This window comes from Ensifer sp. KUDG1 (assembly GCF_050434285.1).
In the GTDB taxonomy this organism is placed as follows: Bacteria; Pseudomonadota; Alphaproteobacteria; order Rhizobiales; family Rhizobiaceae; genus Ensifer.
Map to the genome: position 1 here is coordinate 271,076 of NZ_JBNDIG010000001.1, position 18,686 is coordinate 289,761.

General features: G+C 64.1%; 15 protein-coding genes. 4 read left to right on the forward strand and 11 right to left on the reverse strand.

What is annotated here, in order from left to right:
* Positions 1–17: 17 nt before the first annotated feature.
* The gene (locus M2267_RS01460; protein WP_429112068.1) at positions 18–1,601 is read left to right on the forward strand and encodes a peptide chain release factor 3; all 1,584 of its coding nucleotides are present in this window, start codon (positions 18–20) and stop codon (positions 1,599–1,601) included.
* 74 nt (positions 1,602–1,675) lie between these two features.
* Here the strand turns inward: M2267_RS01460 and M2267_RS01465 are convergent, their stop codons facing one another.
* From M2267_RS01465 to M2267_RS01475, 3 genes are all read right to left on the reverse strand, one after another.
* Positions 1,676–2,374, reverse strand: coding sequence for a B3/B4 domain-containing protein (locus M2267_RS01465; RefSeq protein WP_429112069.1), 699 nt, complete (start codon positions 2,372–2,374; stop codon positions 1,676–1,678).
* A gap of 33 nt (positions 2,375–2,407) precedes the next feature.
* Positions 2,408–3,325, reverse strand: a complete 918-nt coding sequence (locus M2267_RS01470; protein WP_429112070.1) for a DMT family transporter — start codon at positions 3,323–3,325, stop codon at positions 2,408–2,410.
* A 95-nt stretch (positions 3,326–3,420) separates the two neighbouring features.
* On the reverse strand, positions 3,421–4,227 hold the full coding sequence (locus M2267_RS01475) for an AraC family transcriptional regulator (RefSeq protein WP_429112072.1): 807 nt from the start codon (positions 4,225–4,227) through the stop codon (positions 3,421–3,423).
* 175 nt (positions 4,228–4,402) lie between these two features.
* Between M2267_RS01475 and M2267_RS01480 the strand changes: the two genes are divergently transcribed.
* Complete coding sequence (locus M2267_RS01480) at positions 4,403–5,107, forward strand: DUF2268 domain-containing putative Zn-dependent protease (protein WP_429112074.1); 705 nt, start codon at positions 4,403–4,405, stop codon at positions 5,105–5,107.
* A gap of 18 nt (positions 5,108–5,125) precedes the next feature.
* On the opposite strand, the gene M2267_RS01485 is transcribed toward M2267_RS01480, so the two are convergent.
* The 7 genes from M2267_RS01485 to M2267_RS01515 form a co-directional block, all read right to left on the reverse strand.
* On the reverse strand, positions 5,126–5,545 hold the full coding sequence (locus M2267_RS01485; RefSeq protein WP_429112076.1) for a GFA family protein: 420 nt from the start codon (positions 5,543–5,545) through the stop codon (positions 5,126–5,128).
* 197 nt (positions 5,546–5,742) lie between these two features.
* Positions 5,743–6,543 (reverse strand): 5-deoxy-glucuronate isomerase, encoded by an 801-nt coding sequence (gene iolB / locus M2267_RS01490; RefSeq protein WP_429112078.1) that lies wholly within the window; start codon positions 6,541–6,543, stop codon positions 5,743–5,745.
* A 224-nt stretch (positions 6,544–6,767) separates the two neighbouring features.
* Complete coding sequence (iolE, locus tag M2267_RS01495; RefSeq protein WP_429112080.1) at positions 6,768–7,667, reverse strand: myo-inosose-2 dehydratase; 900 nt, start codon at positions 7,665–7,667, stop codon at positions 6,768–6,770.
* Between the two features lie 286 nt (positions 7,668–7,953).
* Complete coding sequence (gene iolD, locus M2267_RS01500) at positions 7,954–9,807, reverse strand: 3D-(3,5/4)-trihydroxycyclohexane-1,2-dione acylhydrolase (decyclizing) (RefSeq protein ID WP_429112082.1); 1,854 nt, start codon at positions 9,805–9,807, stop codon at positions 7,954–7,956.
* Positions 9,808–9,882: 75 nt separating this feature from the next.
* Complete coding sequence (locus M2267_RS01505; protein ID WP_429112084.1) at positions 9,883–11,820, reverse strand: bifunctional 5-dehydro-2-deoxygluconokinase/5-dehydro-2-deoxyphosphogluconate aldolase; 1,938 nt, start codon at positions 11,818–11,820, stop codon at positions 9,883–9,885.
* A 124-nt stretch (positions 11,821–11,944) separates the two neighbouring features.
* Positions 11,945–12,799: a MurR/RpiR family transcriptional regulator gene (locus M2267_RS01510; protein WP_429112086.1), complete on the reverse strand. Its 855-nt coding sequence runs from the start codon at positions 12,797–12,799 to the stop codon at positions 11,945–11,947.
* A gap of 154 nt (positions 12,800–12,953) precedes the next feature.
* Entirely contained in the window at positions 12,954–14,081 is a 1,128-nt protein-coding gene (locus M2267_RS01515) for a Gfo/Idh/MocA family protein (RefSeq protein ID WP_043615525.1), read from the reverse strand.
* A 271-nt stretch (positions 14,082–14,352) separates the two neighbouring features.
* Here M2267_RS01515 and M2267_RS01520 point away from each other — a divergent pair, with 271 nt between their 5' ends.
* A complete protein-coding gene (locus M2267_RS01520) occupies positions 14,353–15,159 on the forward strand; it encodes a class II glutamine amidotransferase (protein ID WP_427345335.1) in 807 nt (268 codons plus the stop codon).
* Positions 15,160–15,358: 199 nt separating this feature from the next.
* On the opposite strand, the gene coaBC is transcribed toward M2267_RS01520, so the two are convergent.
* Complete coding sequence (gene coaBC / locus M2267_RS01525; RefSeq protein ID WP_429113019.1) at positions 15,359–16,579, reverse strand: bifunctional phosphopantothenoylcysteine decarboxylase/phosphopantothenate--cysteine ligase CoaBC; 1,221 nt, start codon at positions 16,577–16,579, stop codon at positions 15,359–15,361.
* Positions 16,580–16,874: 295 nt separating this feature from the next.
* Here coaBC and M2267_RS01530 point away from each other — a divergent pair, with 295 nt between their 5' ends.
* Positions 16,875–18,686: a diguanylate cyclase gene (locus M2267_RS01530; RefSeq protein WP_429112089.1), complete on the forward strand. Its 1,812-nt coding sequence runs from the start codon at positions 16,875–16,877 to the stop codon at positions 18,684–18,686.

Sequence of the window (18,686 nt, forward strand, 5' to 3'; positions counted from 1 at the left end):
TCACAGGATTTTACGACATGGCTGAAACTCTCGCCGAGGCGGTCTCCCGCCGCCGCACATTTGCGATTATCGCCCACCCGGACGCCGGTAAGACCACGCTCACGGAAAAGTTGCTGCTGTTCGGCGGTGCCATCCAGCTCGCCGGTGAGGTCAAGGCCAAGAAGGACCGCATCCAGACCCGTTCGGACTGGATGAAGATCGAGCGCGAGCGCGGCATCTCGGTCGTCACCTCGGTGATGACCTTCGAGTATGGCGGCAACGTCTTCAACATTCTCGATACGCCCGGTCACGAAGACTTCGCCGACGACACCTATCGCACGCTGACGGCGGTGGATGCGGCCGTCATGGTCATCGACGCCGCCAAGGGTATCGAACCGCGCACGCTGAAGCTCTTCGAAGTCTGCCGCATGCGCGACATCCCGATCATCACCTTCGTCAACAAGATGGACCGCGAAAGCCGCGATCCCTTCGAGATCCTGGACGAGGTTGAGGAGAAGCTGGCGCTCGACTGCGCGCCGGTGACCTGGCCGATCGGGCGCTCCAAGACCTTCTGCGGGTCCTACAACCTCGCCGACAACACCGTGCGCGGTTCGGACACGCAGGAAATCCCGACCAAGGTCAACGGCCCGGAGATGGCCTCCCATCGCCTGCCGGAAAACGAGCGCGACGCCTTCACCGAAGAGCTGATGCTGGCGATCGAGGCCTGCAAGCCCTTCGACAAGAAGGCTTTCCTTGAAGGTCACCTGACGCCGGTCTTCTTCGGCTCGGCGCTGCGCAACTTCGGTGTGCGTGATCTCATCAATGCGCTCGGCGACATCGCGCCGCCGCCGCGCGACCAGGTGGCGGATGTCCGCACGGTGCATGCCACCGACGACAAGATGACGGCCTTCGTCTTCAAGATCCAGGCCAACATGGACCCGAACCATCGCGACCGCATCGCCTTTGCCCGCGTCTGCTCCGGCAAGCTCGAGCGCGGCATGAAGGCTCGCCTGTCGCGCACCGGCAAGCAACTGGGCCTGAGCGCCCCGCAGTTCTTCTTCGCCTCGCAGCGCCAGCTCGCCGACACGGCCTACGCAGGCGATGTCGTCGGTATCCCGAACCATGGCACGCTTCGTATCGGCGATACGCTGACCGAGGGCGAACCGCTGGTGTTCCAGGGCGTGCCGAACTTCTCGCCGGAAATCCTGCGCCGCGTGCGCTTGGAAGATGCGATGAAGGCAAAGAAGCTGAAGGAAGCGCTGCAGCAGATGGCGGAAGAGGGCGTCGTGCAGCTCTTCTCGCCGGAAGATGGCTCGCCGGCGATCGTCGGCGTCGTCGGTGCGCTGCAGCTCGACGTTCTGAAGGAACGCTTGCAGGGAGAATACGGCCTGCCGGTCTCCTTCGAAATGTCGCGCTTCTCGGTCTGCCGCTGGATCTCGTCCGACCAGCCGGCCGAACTCGACAAGTTCGTCACGGCCCGCCGCGGCGACATTGCCCGCGATCTCGACGGCGACCCGGTGTTTTTGGCGCAGGACAGCTTCTCGCTGCGCTACGAGGCAGAGCGCTATCCGGCGATCAAGATGGTCGCGATCAAGGAATATCACGTCGCCAAGGCGGCCTGATTGTTTGCGCCCGGCCGGTGCCAAGGCATCGGCCGGTCTCTCGGCGCTCAAGCGCCGTTTTCCGAACGAAATCCCTATACCGAAAAATCGAAACGCGGCGACGAACGATCGAGCATGGCCATGCTTGGGCGAGCGCCCCAGGTCTGTTCGATGGCCGGCGAAAGTGCCGTGAGCAGGCGTTCGATATCCTCGCGCGCCGTCTCGTGCAGCGCTTCCGCCACGATCAGCGCTCGCGTGGTCTGAGGTCGTATCGCCGAAAGGCCGCTCTGCCGGTTGGTCCAGCGTCGGGCATGCGCCCACCCCTCCGCGTCAGTGAAGACCACTTCGGCTGGTTCCGGATTTTCCGTTTCTCCTGAGAACGTCAGATAGCTCTCGTTGCCGAATGCCCGGCAGACATGCAGATGGCCGGCAACCTGCGCCAGATCGAAGACCGCGATCGGTATGGCGAAGGCGAGCGACGCGGCGTTACAGAGATCGATCAGCGGGTGGATCGAAGGTAGGTCGCCTTCCTTGCGGAAGCGCCGGAGCAAGGCTTCAGACGCCGAGCGATACTGCGTCGGCTTCAGCCCCATCTTGGCAAAGGTCCGGCGCCAGGCCTGGATCTCGGCCAGGTCGCTTTCCGAACCTGAACCGAGGCGATCGTTCGCGATCGCCTGGAACTGGCGAACATGGTCCCCGACCGAGACGCCGCCGCTGATGCCATCGATGAAAAGCGCGCCGGCGCTCAGCTCCGGGAAATCGCGCCAGATGTCGTCTGCGTGCTGGAAGTGCATGGAAGTCCTCGAATTGGGTGCGTTCACTCTGGTTCAGGCCTTTGCGGTCGGAAGGGCGCGTGCTGTCCTTCGGCCAGCGCGGATCTGGGGTAGGGTCATGCCGAGGACGGCGGCGAGCACACAGCCGATCCCAAGCAATTGTGGGGCGCCGACCGGCTCGCCGAGCAAGAGAAAGGCAAAGGCGACGGCTGAAACGGGCGCCAGCGCGGTGAAGACGGAAGCCTCCGTGCCGCTCACTTTGGCCGACCCCGCATACCAGAGCAGGAAGCCGGCAACGGTCGGGATGAGGGCGTAGTAGAGAACCGCAACGATTGCGTCCCTGTCGATCGCGGCCGTTGCATGCGTTTCGAAGAGTGCCGGGATGAGGGCGACCACGAAGCCGAGGCCGGCCATCAGCGTCGAAAGCGCGAGCGGCGAAATTTCCGTCTTCACGCGCTTGTTGAGAAGGATGAACAGGCCCTCGCAGATGACGGCACCGAAGATAAAGGCGATGCCGAGCGGCGAATGGGTGCCGCCTTCACCGGGCTTGAAGACGATGGTGAGCACGCCGGCTGCAGCAAGCGCGATCGCCGCAAGCACTTTGCGGTCCGGGCGCTCGCCGAGAAGAAGGATGGCGATGGCGGCGGAAACCACCGGCAGGGTGCCGATCACCACGCCGGCATCGGTTGCCGACGTCAGGCTCAGGCCGGCGATCAAGAGCGTCGTATAGCCGACGCTGCCGGCGCCCGCCTGGGCGATGAGGAGAAGCCAGTCGCGGCCTTTCAGTTTCGGCGATGACGTCCTGGTGAGCCACATCAACAGCAGGAAGAGCGGGAAGGCGACGGCAAAGCGCAGCGCGGTGGCCGTGAACGGTGGCAGGCCCGCTGCGATGATCTTGCTGGCGATGACCGTGCTGCCGACGAGGATCATCGCCAGTGACAAGTAGAGATAGCCTTGAAATTTTCCCGACACGTCCGTTCTCCGTTGCTGCGCCACGCTTGTCGCTGCGCGGCCGGTGCAGCAATGCGCCCGGAGGAGGACTACGGTCTTGAACGGAATTGCGGGTGTTACTTTCTGGCCTCGGCATAAATGCCGGGCGAGAGGCCATATTTGCGGACGAAGACGCGGGTCATGTGGCTCTGGTCGGCAAAGCCGGCCGTAAACGCAGCCTCCGCCAGCGGCATGCCTCCACCGATCAGGCGGCGAGCGAGATCGATCCGGCGCTGGACGATATAGGCATGTGGCGTCAGGCCGACCGCGTTTGCGAAGTTGCGCACCAGCTGGAACCGGCTGAGCCCGGCTTCAGCGGCGAGATCGGCCAGCGTGATCGCGGCCGTCGGGTCGTCGTCGATCATCGCCTTGGCCGCCGTGACTGTTGCCGGCCTCTCACCCTGGTTTCGCTTGCCGGTGGCAAGAACGCCTGCCAGCAGCATGAGGAGCTGTTCTTCATGCCGGATGGCGTCGGCCCTGGCCGTTGGGTCGGTGATGGCCGCAAACAGCGCCCGAAATTGATCTGCCACCTCCCGGTCGTGAAAGGCGGGGGCAGTGAACTCTCCGGAATCCGCACGGCCCTGGCTGATATCCTCGGCGGCAGTGGCGATGACGGATGGATCGAAATAGAGCATGCGCCAGGCGCGGCCGGCATCGCCGATCGGCGTGCCGTCATGCACTTCGCCAGGGTTGACGGTGATCATGTCGCCGGCGCCGGCTTCGACCATGCCACGGCCACTGAGCGACTTCTGCGCGCCCTCATAGATGAGACCGATGCCGAACTGATCGTGGGTGTGACGGGCGAAGGACTGGCGCGTTTCGGCCTCGACCGCGTCTATGCCCGCGGCCGCACTGCGCAGCATCCTGATCTTGCCCTTTGCCATCCCGCGCGCCTGCTCCGGTCTCCAGCTTCGTCTTGTACACCGCAGAGCCGCCTCCGGCCATCGCAATGACGCGTCCTCGGGCTCACATCCGCGGCTCACGGAAACTTTCATCTTTTCGACGTTGCAATCACCTGCTGCATCCTTACGTTGCGATCCCAAGCGGCGCGAAAGGGAGATGATCGAAATGCTGGATCTGCGTGTTCACTTCCTCGAAGCGGACGGATCTCTGGCGCCGTGGCGCGAGCGGATACTGCAGTCCGTGCGCGAGACCGCCGAGCGGATCGGCGCGGCGGTTTCTGCCTCAGACAGCGCCGCACCCATCGATGTCCTCGTCGAGCATCGTGCGGGCGAGACGATTCCCGAACTCGGTGTTGCGGGCGCCTGCTATCGCAGGGCGCTGGTCTTCTTCACGGTCGATCCCGGCAACGAGAATTTCGAGGCAAGCCTTGCTGCAGGAGAGGTGCGCAAATTGCTGACGCACGAACTGCATCATTCCTTCCGCCACGGCGCCTGCGGTTATGGTTCCAAGCTCGGCGAAGCTTTGGTCAGCGAGGGGCTGGCCGATGCCTTCGATGCGGAAATCAACGGCGGCGACGGCCACGCGTGGAATCATGCGCTCAAAGCTGCAGACTGGGAAGGCTTGTTGGAGCGCGCCGAGCGAGAGCTTTGGGCCGAGACTTATGATCATGCGGGCTGGTTTTTCGGCACCGATCGCTCCCTGCCGCGCTGGGCCGGCTACACAATCGGCTATCACCTCGTGAAGACCTATCTGGCGGCGAACCCGGATGCGCGCCCGTCGCAGATGACGGCAACGCCCGCATCGGTGGTGATCGGCGAGGGCTGGGCACCACTCAAGGAACGCCTGCTCGTTGCGGCATGATGGTTCCGTCCGAGGCGGCTAGGCGTGAGGCGGCTCGTCACGATCACGGCCCGGTAGCTTCCTGACGTCGCCGATCCAGGGCAGTGCCGAGGCGCACCAGATCTGTGAGCGTGGCCGGAGCTGCCGGCGCTGGTTGATCGTTCCCACCCGGATGCCGACCTCCAAAGCGTCCTCGTCCGTGCCGGTCGTATAGATCGGCGAACCGCAGTTCGGGCAGAAAAACTGCAGCCGCTGCCGGCCGTTTGCGCCGATCTTCACATAGAGCTTCGGTTCGCCGCCGGTCAGCCGGAAGTTCTCCCGCTCCGTGCCGGCGGTGACGCGGTAGGCGGATCCCGTCAGTTGCTGGCAATCGGTGCAGTGACAGATCGCGACATCGGCCGGATCGATCTCCGCTTCATAGGTGACGAAGCCGCAATGGCATTGCCCGTCGATGTGCATGAAGTCCTCCCTGAAAGCAGGAAAGCTAACGCGGGATGGTGAAAAGTGTAAGCGGCTTCGCGCCCTTGAACAGTCCCGCAGGATGAACGCCAAGCTTTGGCCGCTGCGGACCACGGCGGCGGGCTCTTCTTTCTGCGGCGTTGGTCCGATGCCGTACGGGATCCATCAATGCAGGAATGCGCGAGGTAAGCCGGCGCTTAAACGCCGGTGAACAGCCATGCGTGCTCGGGAGCGTTGTGAAACTTCCAGACACGCTTCGGACCGGCCATGACGTTCAGGTAATAGACGTCGTAGCCGTGCACGGCCGCAACCGGATGATAGCCCCTCGGCACCAGCGTCACGTCGCCGTCCTCGACGGCCATGGTCTCGTCGAGCGAGCGGTCGTCGGTATAGACGCGCTGCATCGCAAAACCCTGTGGCGGGTTGATGCGGTGGTAGTAGGTCTCTTCCAGATAGCTCTCGGCCGGCAGGTCGTCCTGGTCATGCTTGTGCGGCGGGTAGGAGGAGGTGTGGCCGCCGGGCGTGATCACCTCGACGACGAGCAGCGACTGCGCCGAGCCGTCGTCTTCCGGCATGATGTTGGTGACGTAGCGGGTGTTGGTGCCCTTGCCGCGGGTCATCTGCGGATGGGTGCCTGGGGCGATGACCTTCGCCTTGAAGCCGTCGCCGCCCGGGGCCGAGCAGATGGCAAGGTCGAGGTCGGAGGTGGCCGTTGCCTGCCAGCGGCTGCCTTTCGGCACGTAGACGGCATAGGGCTGGCCCTCGAACGGCGTCATGCGCTCGCCGAGCTCGCCGAGGCTTTCGCCGTCGACGGCGACCTTCGCCTTGCCGGAGACCAGCACCAGGCAAATTTCCTTGTCGCCGGTCTCGCCTTCGGTCGTCTCACCGGCTTTCAGCCGTTCCAGCGCGAAGCCGACATAGGTCCAGCCGGCGCTCTCCGGCGTCACATTTTGCATGAGGCCCGATTTGGCCTTTGGTTTGACGAGCAGCTTGGACATGTCGATCTCCCTGAATTCTTTTCTAGGGCACGCCGAACGTATGGCTTGCCCCTCACCCTAACCCTCTCCCCGCAGGCGGGGAGAGGGGATTGTCGAGTTCGCCGCTACTTTCTGCTTCGCCGGAGCGCGAGGAGGGCGACGGTGCGGCATATCCCTTCTCCCCGCCAGCGGGGAGAAGGTGGCGGCAGCCGGATGAGGGGCACACACTCACCGAAAGTGACGGCTTACTTGTCGAGCCCGGCTTCCTTGGCGAAGGCCTTCAGCGATTTCAGGCCGAGCGACTGGTATTCGAACGGGTTGCGCACGGCAGAATCCTGTTCAGCCTCGATTACCAGCCAGCCGGAATAGCCATGCTCGGCGGCAATTTTCAGCACGGGCAGGAAGTCGACGCCGCCTTCGCTGTCGCCGGGAACCGTGAAGACGCCACGGCGCACGCCCTCGAGGAAGGAGAGGCCTTCGCCCTCGACGATCTTGCGGACAGCGGGTCGCACGTTCTTGCAATGGATGTGGCGCACGCGGTGCATGTATTTCTTCGCGACCTCGGCCGGATCGGAACCGCCGAACCAGGCGTGGCCGGTGTCGAGCAGCAGCTTGGTCGCCGGGCCGGTGTTCTGCATCAGTAGATCGATTTCCTCACCGGTCTGGACGATCGTGCCCATGTGGTGATGGTAGACGAGGTCGATGCCCTGGTCGGCGCAATATTGCGCGATCGCTTCGAGATCGGCGCCAAACTTCTTCCACTGGTCGGCCGGCAGGACTGGCTTGTCGTTTGCGACCGACTTGCCGTCGTCGCCATGGATGGCGTTCGAGGTTTCGCAGACGATCGCCACCTTGCAGCCATTGTGCTTCAGCAGATCGAGATGCGGCTGGATCGCCTTCTTCTCGGCTTCGACGTCATGGGTGAGCAGGTTGGTCGAGTGCCAGCCGGAAACGAAGACGAGATCATAAGCGCCAAGCTTCTGCTTCAGTGCTTCCGGATCGGACGGCATCTTGTGGCCCTTCTCGATGCCGTCGAAGCCGATCTTCTGGCAATCGGACAGGCAGTCGTCGAGGGTCAGATGCGCGCCGATCGAATGATCGTCGTCATTGCTCCAGGCGATCGGGTTGGTTCCGTAGCGGATCATGGTCTGTCGTTTCCTATAGCATTGTCCGCTTGGGGCGGATCGTTCGTGGTGCCTCATCGGCGCGCAGCAGGAGGTAGATTGCCCCTCATCCGGCTGCCGCCACCTTCTCCCCGCAGGCGGGGAGAAGGGATATGCCGTGCCCTCTGCGTCTCCTCTCCACTCGTTGGGAAGGGAAAAGCCGTGCTCTCCGCAGTCCCCTCTCCCCGCAGGCGGGGAGAGGGTTAGGGTGAGGGGGCATAAAGACAAAATGGCGCCCGCGCAGAAAGCGCGAGCGCTATGTTTTTGATCAGCCGAAGCGCTGTGCGGCGAGCGCCTTCTCATAACCCTCGCGCGCCGCGTTGACCTGGGCGCGGCCCGAGACCTCGGGCACCGCGACATCCCACCAGTGGCCGCCGGCCTCGGTGGTGATCAGCGGGTCGGTGTCGATGACGATCACGGTCGTGCGCGTCTCGCTCGATGTCTCCTTGAGCGCCGCTTCGAGCTCGGAGATCGAGCCGACCTTGCGGGTGACGGCGCCCATGGCGCCGGCATGGGCGGCAAAATCGATCTGCGGGAGCTCGACGTGGTGCGTGTCCTTCAGCAGATTGTTGAAGTTGGCGCCGCCGGTGCCCATCTGCAACCGGTTGATGCAGCCGTAGCCGGCATTGTCGAGCAGCACGATCGTGAACTTGGCGCCAAGCATGATCGAAGAGGCGATCTCCGAATTCAGCATCATGTAGCTGCCGTCACCGACCATGACGATCACGTCGCTCTCGGGCTTGGCGAGCTTGACGCCAAGGCCGCCGGCCACTTCGTAGCCCATGGTCGAGAAGCCGTATTCCATATGGTAGCCGCCGGGCTCTTCCGCCTGCCAGAGCTTGTGCAACTCACCGGGTAGACCGCCGGCGGCGCAGACGAGCGTCGTGTTCTTGGCTCCGCGGGCGCGCTGCACGGCGCCGATCACCTGGGCGTCGGAGGGAAGGGCCGCATTGGTCGTGGCCGTTGCCTTGTCGGCAACCGCCAGCCATTCGGCCTTGCCGGCCTTCGCCTTGGCGGTCCAGCTCGCATCCGCCTTGTGACTGCCGAGACCGCCGGAAATGCGGTTCAGGCCGGCGCGCGCGTCGGCGATCAGCGGTAGTCCGTTGTGCTTGCCGGCGTCGAAAGGCTGGACGTTGAGGCCGATGATCTTCAAGCCTTCGTTCTTGAAGAGCGCCCACGAGCCGGTCGTGAAGTCCTGCAGGCGCGAGCCGACGGCAAGCACCACGTCGGCGTCCTCGGCAAGCGCGTTGGATGCCGAGGTTCCGGTCACACCGACCGAGCCCATGTTGAGCGTATGCGAATGCGGCAGCGCCGACTTGCCGGCCTGGGTCTCGACGACCGGGATGCCGTGGCGTTCGGCAAAGTCGCCGAGTTCCTTGCTCGCTTCCGAATAAAGCACGCCGCCGCCGGCGATGATGATCGGCTTCTTCGCTGCCTTCAGCGCCGCAATCGCCGTCGCCAGCTCGTCGAGATCGGGCTCGATGCGGCGCGGCACCCAGACCTTCTCCTCGAAGAAGTTCTCCGGATAGTCATAGGCTTCGGCCTGAACGTCCTGGCAGAGCGACAGCGTCACCGGGCCGCAATCGGCTGGGTCCGTCAGTACCTGCATGGCACGGCGTAGCGCCGGGATGATCTGTTCGGGCCGGGTGATGCGGTCGAAGTAGCGCGACACCGGACGGAAGCAGTCATTGGCGGAGATCGTGCCGTCGCCGAAGCTTTCGACCTGCTGCAGCACCGGATCGGGGCGGCGGTTTGCAAAGACGTCGCCGGGCAGGAACAAGACAGGCAGGCGGTTGACATGGGCAAGTGCTGCCGAGGTCACCATGTTGAGCGCACCGGGGCCGATCGAAGTGGTGCAGGCCATGAATCGACGGCGGAAGCTCGCCTTTGCAAAGGCGATCGCAGCATTGGCCATGCCCTGCTCGTTCTGGGCGCGGTAGGTGGGCAGCGTGTCCTTGATGGCGTGCAGCGCTTCGCCGACCCCGGCGACGTTGCCGTGGCCGAAGATGGCGAAGACGCCGCCGAAGATCGGCACCTTTTTTCCGTCGATGACGGTCATCTGGCGGGTCAGGAACCGCGCCACGGCCTGGGCCATTGTCAGGCGCACGGTCTTCTGGCTCATTGTCTGTTTCCTCCTCGTGGCGAAATCGTCCCGTTCCGCCCTGCTTGCTGCATTGTCCAACGCCAAGCGTCGATCCTATGCCGCCTTTGTTTCACCCAGTTGCAGCCAGAGATCGACCAACGCCTTGAACTTGCCGGCCATGTCGGCGATCGCCTGGTCGTCTGTCATCGTGCCGCCGAGCCAAGCTTTGCCGGCATCGGCGAAGATCGTGCGGCCGACGGCGAAGCCCTTGACGGTCTTCGAGGTGCGGGCTGCCGCAAAGCCGTCCTTGAGCTGCTCATAGGGCGCTTCGAGGCCGAGAAGAACGACGCCGCGGCAGAGCGGGTCGCGCGCCTCGATGACGGCATCGATCGCTGCCCAGGCGCCGCGGCTTGCCTGCGGCTCGAGCTTCCACCAGTCCGGCTTGAGACCGGCGTCGTAGAGTTCGTTGAGCGCACGCGGAATGGTCTGGTCATCGAGCGTGCCGTGCTTGCCGGCGATGATCTCGATCAGGATCTCGCGGCCGACCTTGCGCGCCGCCTCGAAGGCCGAGCGCAGCTTTGCCACCTGCTGGGCTTTCAGTTCGGCCGGATCGTCCGGATGGTAGAAGGAGAGCACCTTTATGCAATGGTCGACCGGCCAGTCGATGAGCCGGCTGCCGAGATCCTGGCTGAATTCGAACTGCAGCGGCCGCGAACCCGGAAGCTCGATCGGCTTGCCGATCCAGAAATCGCGGTGGGCGCCCGTCGCATAGAGCGCGTCGCGGCCATACTTGTCGTCGATCAGCATGCCGAAACCCGACCGTCCGGCCGCGACCTGGGCGGCGGCCTTGACCGCCAGAACCTTGAACGCGGGGATGCGGGCAAGCAATGCCGGATCGCCGGCGGCGATGTCTTCGAGCTGGCTGCGATGGTCGATCGCCAGCGCCATCAAAAGCGGGATCTCGCGCCGGCGGGTGGTTGCCCAGTGCACGTGGTTGATCGCCTCGTCCTTGCGCAGTGCCCGCTCCTTGCTGCCCTTTTCCAGGAAGAACTGCAGTTCCGTCCAGGTCGGGATTTCAGGGGCGCAGAGCAGCCGCGAGACGGCAAAGGCGCCGCAGGCATTGGCCCAGGTGGCGGACGTCGCGTGCGGCTCGTTCTTGAGCCAGCCGCGCAGGAAACCGGACATGAAGGCGTCGCCGGCGCCAAGCACGTTGTAGACCTCGATCGGAAACCCCTTGCCGACGATACCGTCTTCGAGATTGTCGGAGATCGGGCCGTCATAGACGATGCATCCCATCGGCCCGCGTTTCAGCACGATCGTCGCCTTGGACAGCGAACGGATCGTCTTCAGCGCCAGCAAGAGGTCGCTTTCGCCGGACGCAATCAGCACTTCCTCTTCGGTGCCGACGATCAGGTCGCAATCGGAGAGAACAGTTTTCAGGTGCGCCGAAACGCGATCCGACGCGATGTATCGGCTCTCGCCGGCGTCATGGCCGGCAAGGCCCCAGAGGTTCGGGCGGTAGTCGATGTCGAAGACGATCTTCGCGCCGTTTTCCTTGGCGATGCGGATCGCCTTGCGCTGGGCAGCGTCGGTGTTCGGCTTGGAGAAATGCGTGCCGGAGACAAGCACGGCGCGGGCGGAGCGGATGAATTCTTCCGAAACGTCGTCTTCGCAGAGCGCGTTGTCGGCGCAGTTGTCGCGATAGAAGAGCAGCGGGAAGGTCTTGTCGTTTTCGACCGCGAGGATCGCGAGCGCCGTCAGCCGCTCCGGGTCGGTGACAATGCCGCGGGTCTCGACGCCTTCACGGGTGAGCTGCTCGCGGATGAAACGGCCCATCTGCTCGTTGCCGACGCGGGTGAGAAGCGCTGACTTCAGACCGAGGCGCGCCGTGCCGACAGAGATGTTGCAGGGGCAGCCGCCCACCGACTTGGCAAAACTCGAAACATCTTCAAGCCGCGTGCCGATCTGCTGGCCATAGAGATCGACCGAGGCCCGGCCGATGGTGATCAGGTCGAGCGGCTTTGCTCCCTGTGCCGAAACGTTCTGGCTCACTGCTTCCTCCCCGCGGACACCTTGGCGGGCCCGACCATTTCCGTACTGTGGGTGACGGCCGTATGAAACATAAATTCCGACGTTTAGTCAATATGGAATTTTCATTCTATCTGTTCCGTTTCGCCTAACTGCCCTCGGCAAGCCGCTGGCGCTTCTCGGCAATGGCGACCGTCAATGCCATGGCAAAGGCCATGCTGGCGGAGAGCGAACGGAAGCCGGCATGATCGGCCTCGACCAGTTCGAACCAGACTTTCGAGGATTCCGCGAGCGGCGAGAAGGCCGAGTCTGTCAGCGACACGACCGGCACCTTGCGCTCGGCGAGAAGCCGTGCCTGGGCGGCACTTTCAGACGCATAGGGCGAGAAGCTGACGGCAAAGGCGGCATCGTTCTTCGTCGCCATCGCCAGCATGTCCTCGTCGATGCCGGCGGCCGTGCCGACGAGCTGGTACTTCACCTTCAGCTTGCCGAAGGCATAGGCCATGTAACTGGAGATGGGATAGGAGCGGCGCTTGGCGATCAAGTAGATCGTGTCGGCCTTGGCGAGGATATCGACGGCGCGCTCGAAGGCTTCCGGATCGACCGAGGAGGCGATGTTGTCGAGCGAGCGGTGCGCGGCGGCGACGAAGCCGTTGAAGATTGAGCCGCTTTCGAGCTTGCTGTGATCGTTGGCGCTCAGTGCCTTCAGCCGGTCCTCATAGCCCGGCGTGCGCTCGCGCAGCCGGGCGCGAAAGATCTGCTGCAGGCTGGAAAAGCCCTCGAAGCCGAAATGCTGGGCGAAGCGCACCAGCGTCGACGGCTGCACTTCCGCCGAGGTGGCGATGCTCGCGGCTGTACCGAAGGCGATTTCGTCGGGGTTGTCGAGCGCATAGGCGGCGACCTGGCGAAGCCGCTTCGGCAGGTCCGCCTTGCGTTCCAGAATGGCGGCCTTCAGCGCCTCGAAATCCTGCGGCACCTCTGTCGTCGTTTCCGGCGTGGCCATGTCTCGCTCGTCTCCCTCGATATCAGTCTGGCTTTCGGCCTCACCCTAATCGATTAGTCGGGAACGGGATAGAACAGGCGTTCTATTTTCCTCCAGCATTTCCAGCAAAAGTGCGCAGCGGTTTTGCGTCCGGGAATGCGCGTCGGGGAACCGCTTAAATCCGTACCCATTCGTTGGTCTTGGCCGATTGATAGGTCGCCGAAAGCACCTTCTGCACCTCGTAGCCTTCGCGGAAATCCGTCGATGGCGACCTGCCGCCGGCGATGGCGTCGAGGAACTCCTTGACCTCGATGGCCTTCAGGTCGTTGAAACCGATCTGGTGGCCCGGCGCCACGCAGAAGGCGCCATAGGGCGGATGTTCCGGTCCGGCCCAGATGGTGCGGAAACCGCGGGTGCGGATATCGTCGCCAGTCTTATAGAGGCGGATTTCGTTCAGCCGCTCCTGGGTGAAGACGATGCTGCCCTTCGAACCGTAGATCTCGAAATCGTGCTGCATCTTGCGTCCCGTTGCGATCCAGCTTGCCTCGAAGCTGCCGGTCGCACCGTTTTCGAAGCGCACGAAGGCGCGGGTGATGTCGTCGACCTCGACGGCGCGGGTTTCACTGGAGCCGGCGGAAACCGGGCGTTCGGGGATCTGGATGATGGTCTCGGCGAGCACCCGGCTGATCGGGCCGACGAGGTGGCGCATCGAGGCGATGATGTGGCTGCCGATGTCGGCAAGCGCGCCGCCACCGCTGGCCGGGTTCAGGCGCCAGCCCCACGGAACCTGCGCATCGGCCATGAAGTCTTCCGCATGAATGCCGCGCATCGAACGGATTTCGCCGATCTCGCCGCTTTCGATGATGTCCTTGGCAAGGAAGATCAGCGGGTTCTTCAGATAGTTGAAGCCGACCTGGGTGACGACGCCTGCCTTCTCAGCCGCTTCAACCATCTCGCGGCATTCCGCAACGGTCGGCGCCAGCGGCTTTTCGCAATAGACGTGCTTGCCATGGGCGATCGCCGCCAGCGCCATCTCCTTGTGCAAGAGGTTCGGCGTGGTGATGTCGATGATGTCGATATCCGGATCGGTCAGGAGTTCCCGCCAGTCGGCCGTCGCCTTGCGGAAGCCGAGCTGGCCGCGGGCGCGCTCGGCACTTTCGACGGTCACGTCGGCGACCGAAACGAGGTCGAGCTCGAAGGGCAGGTCGAAGACCCGCGCGGCAATGGTGAAGCCGAGCGCATGGGCCTTGCCCATGAAGCCCGTGCCGATCAGGCCGATGCCGAGTTTGCGCTTGCTGCCCATGCCGAATTCCTCCCTGGCGGCGCTGCCGTGTTGGCTCGAAATGAAATGAATTGTGCAAGATTTGTCAATATGGAATATTTGTTCGAAATCGGGCGGGATGCACGCTCTGTGCCGCTCGAAACAGCCAAATCTGTGTGTTCCGGTTAGTCCCACCTTGACGAAGGGGGAATGTGTTAACGCATTTTTACCATGTTCCGTTGGAACATCGCATTTCGTCATGGTTAACGAATCGCCCTCAAGTGAACGGGGGCGGAGCTGGAGTGAAGTCAGCATGTGCCGCTGGGCAGCCTATCGCGGAGAGCCGCTCTATCTCGAGGAACTGGTGACCTCTCCGGCGCACTCGCTGATCGAGCAGTCCCATTGCGCGACACGGGCCAAGACCGCCACCAACGGCGACGGTTTCGGCATCGCCTGGTATGGCGATCACCCGGAGCCCGGACGTTACCGCGATATCCTGCCGGCCTGGTCCGACTGCAACCTGAAGAGCATCGCACGGCAGATACGCTCGCCGCTCTTCCTCGCCCATGTGCGCGCCGCGACCGGCGGCGGCACCCGGCGCGACAACTGTCATCCCTTCGTCTTCGGTCGCTGGTCCTTCATGCACAACGGCCAGATCGGCGACTTCGAGCACCTGCGTCGGCCGATGGAGAGCATGCTCGACAACGACCTCTATTCGGCTCGCACCGGCACGACCGACTCGGAACTTCTGTTTCTTCTCGCCATGCAGTTCGGGCTCGACCGCGATCCGCTCGGCGCCATCGCCGAGGCGCTGGCCTTCATCGAGCAGCTTGCCGAACATCTGGAGCGCCAGGTGCTGGTGCGCTTCACCGCTGCTTTCTCCGACGGCCAGGATCTCTACGCCGTGCGCTACGCCTCCGATTGGAAGGCGCCGACGCTCTATGCCGCACCCATGGGTCCGAGCGGCGGCTATTGCCTGGTTTCCGAGCCGCTCAACGACGACGACAGCGCCTGGGTGGAAATCCCTGACGGCACGGCGGTTATCGTGGGCGAAAATGGCGTCGATGTCCGACTGTTTTCGACCAAGGGCGCACCGGTTCGCTCGCGGCATCTCGCCTGAGAAATCACATTTGTGATGTAGCGGACAGTGCCAGCCCCTCATCCGGCTGCCGCCACCTTCTCCCCGCAGGCGGGGAGAAGGGACACGCCGCACCCTCCCGATCCATCTGCTCGCTGCGAACGCACCGTTCACGCAGGGCACGTCCCCTCGCCCCGCTTGCGGGGAGAGGGGTAGGGTGAGGGGCGCCTGTTTCGCTGGACTAGCCTTTATCTGCCCGTGCCAACGCGTCGGCGATCATCGCCGCAAGCTTCTCCGCCACTGCGTCCTTGTCCATCTCCGGCCAATCATCATTGCCGGTGGCCGAGATCAGTTTCACCTTGTTGCGGTCGCCGCCCATGATGCCGGTTGCCGGTGACACGTCGTTGGCGAGGATGAAGTCGGCGCCCTTGCGTTCGAGCTTGGCGCGGCCGTTGTCGGCGACGTTTTCGGTTTCGGCGGCAAAGCCGATGACGAGTTTCGGCCGCTTGGTATGGTGGCCGACCGTCTTCAGGATATCGGGGTTTTCGGCAAGCTGCAGCGGCGGCGGCGCCTCGCCGGGTTTCTTCTTGATCTTGTTGCCGGCGGCCGTCGCCACCCGCCAGTCGGCAACGGCGGCGACCATGACGGCAACGTCGGCAGGGAGGGCGGCAAGCACCGCGTCGCGCATCTCTTCGGCCCGTTCCACATGCACGACCTTCACGCCGGCCGGATCCGGGATCGTCACCGGGCCGGAGACCAGCGTGACGTTTGCGCCGAGTTTTGCCAGCGCCGCGGCGATCGCATGGCCCTGCTTGCCCGAGGAGCGGTTTGCGATGTAGCGCACCGGGTCGATCGGCTCATGCGTCGGCCCTGACGTGACGACGACGCTGCGTCCGGCAAGCGGCTTTGGCGTTCCGCCGAGAAGATCCTCGACGGCCGCCACGATTGCCAGCGGCTCGCTCATGCGGCCTTCGCCGGCCTCGCCGCTTTCCGCCATCTCGCCCGCTTCCGGGCCAATGAAACGGATGCCGTCCTTGGCAAGGGTCGCCCGGTTGCGGCGGGTCGCCGGGTGCGTCCACATCTTCGTGTTCATCGCCGGCGCGACCAGCACAGGCCGGTCGGTCGCGAGCAGAATGGTCGAGGCGAGATCATCCGCGTGGCCGTTCGCCATCTTCGCCATCAGGTCGGCGGTGGCCGGTGCCACGACGATCAGGTCGCATTCGCGGGCGAGACGGATATGGCCGACATCCTGCTCGTCCTCGCGGGAGAACAGGTCGAGATAGACATGCGAGGCCGAAAGCGCACCGACGGCCAGCGGCGTCACAAACTGCTGTGCGCCCGCTGTCATCACCGGCCGCACGCTCGCGCCGCGTTCCCTGAGGCGCCGGATAAGGTCGAGGCTCTTATAGGCCGCGATGCCGCCTGAGATGATGAGGAGAATACGCTTGCCCGACAGTGTCATTTGCACCCGGCCCTTCGGCCGTCCTCTTGCCCGGCATGGGCTGCCGAGCCTACGCGATACCAGAATAGTCCAGGCGACCCGCTCTTGCCGGCGCCGCTGGCACCGAACCTACTTGAGCGATCCGCCGGGTGCAATGTGTCCGGCGGACACCCGTCCGGCCGTGACGTTGACCGAGGATCGAGGATCGGAGGCAGAACAAAAGCCGCACCGCTTGCGTCAACCGGGACAGGGGCTGTTGCCGAAGCCTGATAATGCGGTTAATCCGCTCTCAATCCGCGGGGGCTAAGCTTCTTCCATGCGAATAAATGCGATCACAAACTGGGCCTATGGCGTGACCGTCCTTCTGACGGGGCTTTCTGGTGCCGCCTTCATCCTGTCGACCGACAGCGCGATCAAGGAACGCCAGGCGGTTGAGCAACATCTGGTGCTTGATACGCTCGGCGAAGAGCTTGCGCTCGGGGCTGAAACGCGAAGTGACGAGGCACGCCTTTATGTGATGCGCGGCGACGAGCGCCATCTCGAAGCCTTCCACCGCGCCGAGGAAGAAGAACGACGGCGCGAGGAGGCGACCAAGACCGCAACCAAGCTTGGCGCGACGCCGGCGGAGATCGCCGCCTTGCAGGAAATCGTTCGCGAGGCGGAAGCGCTCGACAAGATCGAGGTTGCTGCCATCGAGGTCTATCAGAAGGGTGACCGCGCCGGCGCGCAGGAAAAGCTCTTTGGCCCCGAGCACGAGCGTCTGCAGACCGCCCTTCTTGAGACGGTGGCGCGGTTCAGGGACCTGACCAACGTTCGCACCGGCGCGGCCCTCAACGAGGCGCAGGAGCGCAGCGATTGGTATGCCGCCGCCGCCAAGACGATGCTCGGCATCACTGCCGCCCTGTTCCTGAGCGTGCTCTATTTCATTCTCAAGCGCCGCGTCGCCATGCCGCTTACCCGAATGAGCGGCATCGTCACCCGCCTTGCCGAGCAGGATTATGCCGTGGAGGTCCCGCTCGATCGGCGCCGTGACGAGATCGGTGAGATGAACCAGGCGATCCATATCTTCCGCGAGAACGGCCTGGAACGCGACCGGCTCGATGCCGAACGGCGGCTGGACCAGCAGACCAAGGATCTCATCCTGCAGATGATGCACCGGCTGCAGGCCTGCCAGAGCCAGGACGAGCTGGCCGAGGTCGTCGCTCGTTTCGCGCCGCAGGTCTTTCCCAACCTCGCCGGCCATCTCTATGTGCTGAACGACAGCCGGACGCTCCTGTCGCGCGTCGGTACCTGGCTCGATCCGCAGCATTCGGCGCCGACGTTTCCGTCCAGCGCCTGCTGGGGGCTTCGCCGCGGCCGGCCGCATGTCAGCAACCGCGGCCACAGCGACATTGCCTGCCAGCACCTCGACGATGAGGGCGTGATCGGCCTCTGCGTGCCGCTGACGGCCCAGGGCGACACGATCGGGCTCCTCTACTTCGAGGAACGGTCTGAGGAGGAGTTCGCGGTCGAGGCGTCGCGCCTCTATCTCGAACTGATCGCCGAAAATATCGGGCTCGCCGTCGCCAATCTTCAGCTGCGCGAGAAGCTCACCAATCTCGCCGTCCGCGATGCGTTGACGGGCCTGCTCAACCGGCGCTGCCTCGACGAGGCGCTGAACCGGCAGCCGCGCGGGCAGGCCGGCAAGCTGCTTAGCTGCCTGATGATCGACATCGACCACTTCAAGCGTTTCAACGATGAGTTCGGCCACGATGCCGGTGACGTCGTCATGCAGTATGTCGCCCAGATTATCGTCGACACGGTGGGCGATGCCGGCAGCGCCTATCGCTTTGGCGGCGAGGAATTCACCGTGCTCATGCCCGACGCCGGCGAAGCCGCAGGCTTCGAGCTTGCCGAGCGGCTGAGGACGCGGATCGGCACGACGCCGCTTTCGCATCGCGGCCGCATTCTGGGCACGGTTTCGGTCTCGGTCGGCGTTGCCTCGGCGCCAGACGATGGGCCTGTAGCCACGCTTCTGACCCGGGCCGATGCCGCTCTTCTCGACGCCAAGAACCAAGGCCGAAACCGGAGCGTGCGTGCCTCGGGGCTCGCCTTCGGCGACGACGAGGCGCGTCGCAGCCTCGCCTGA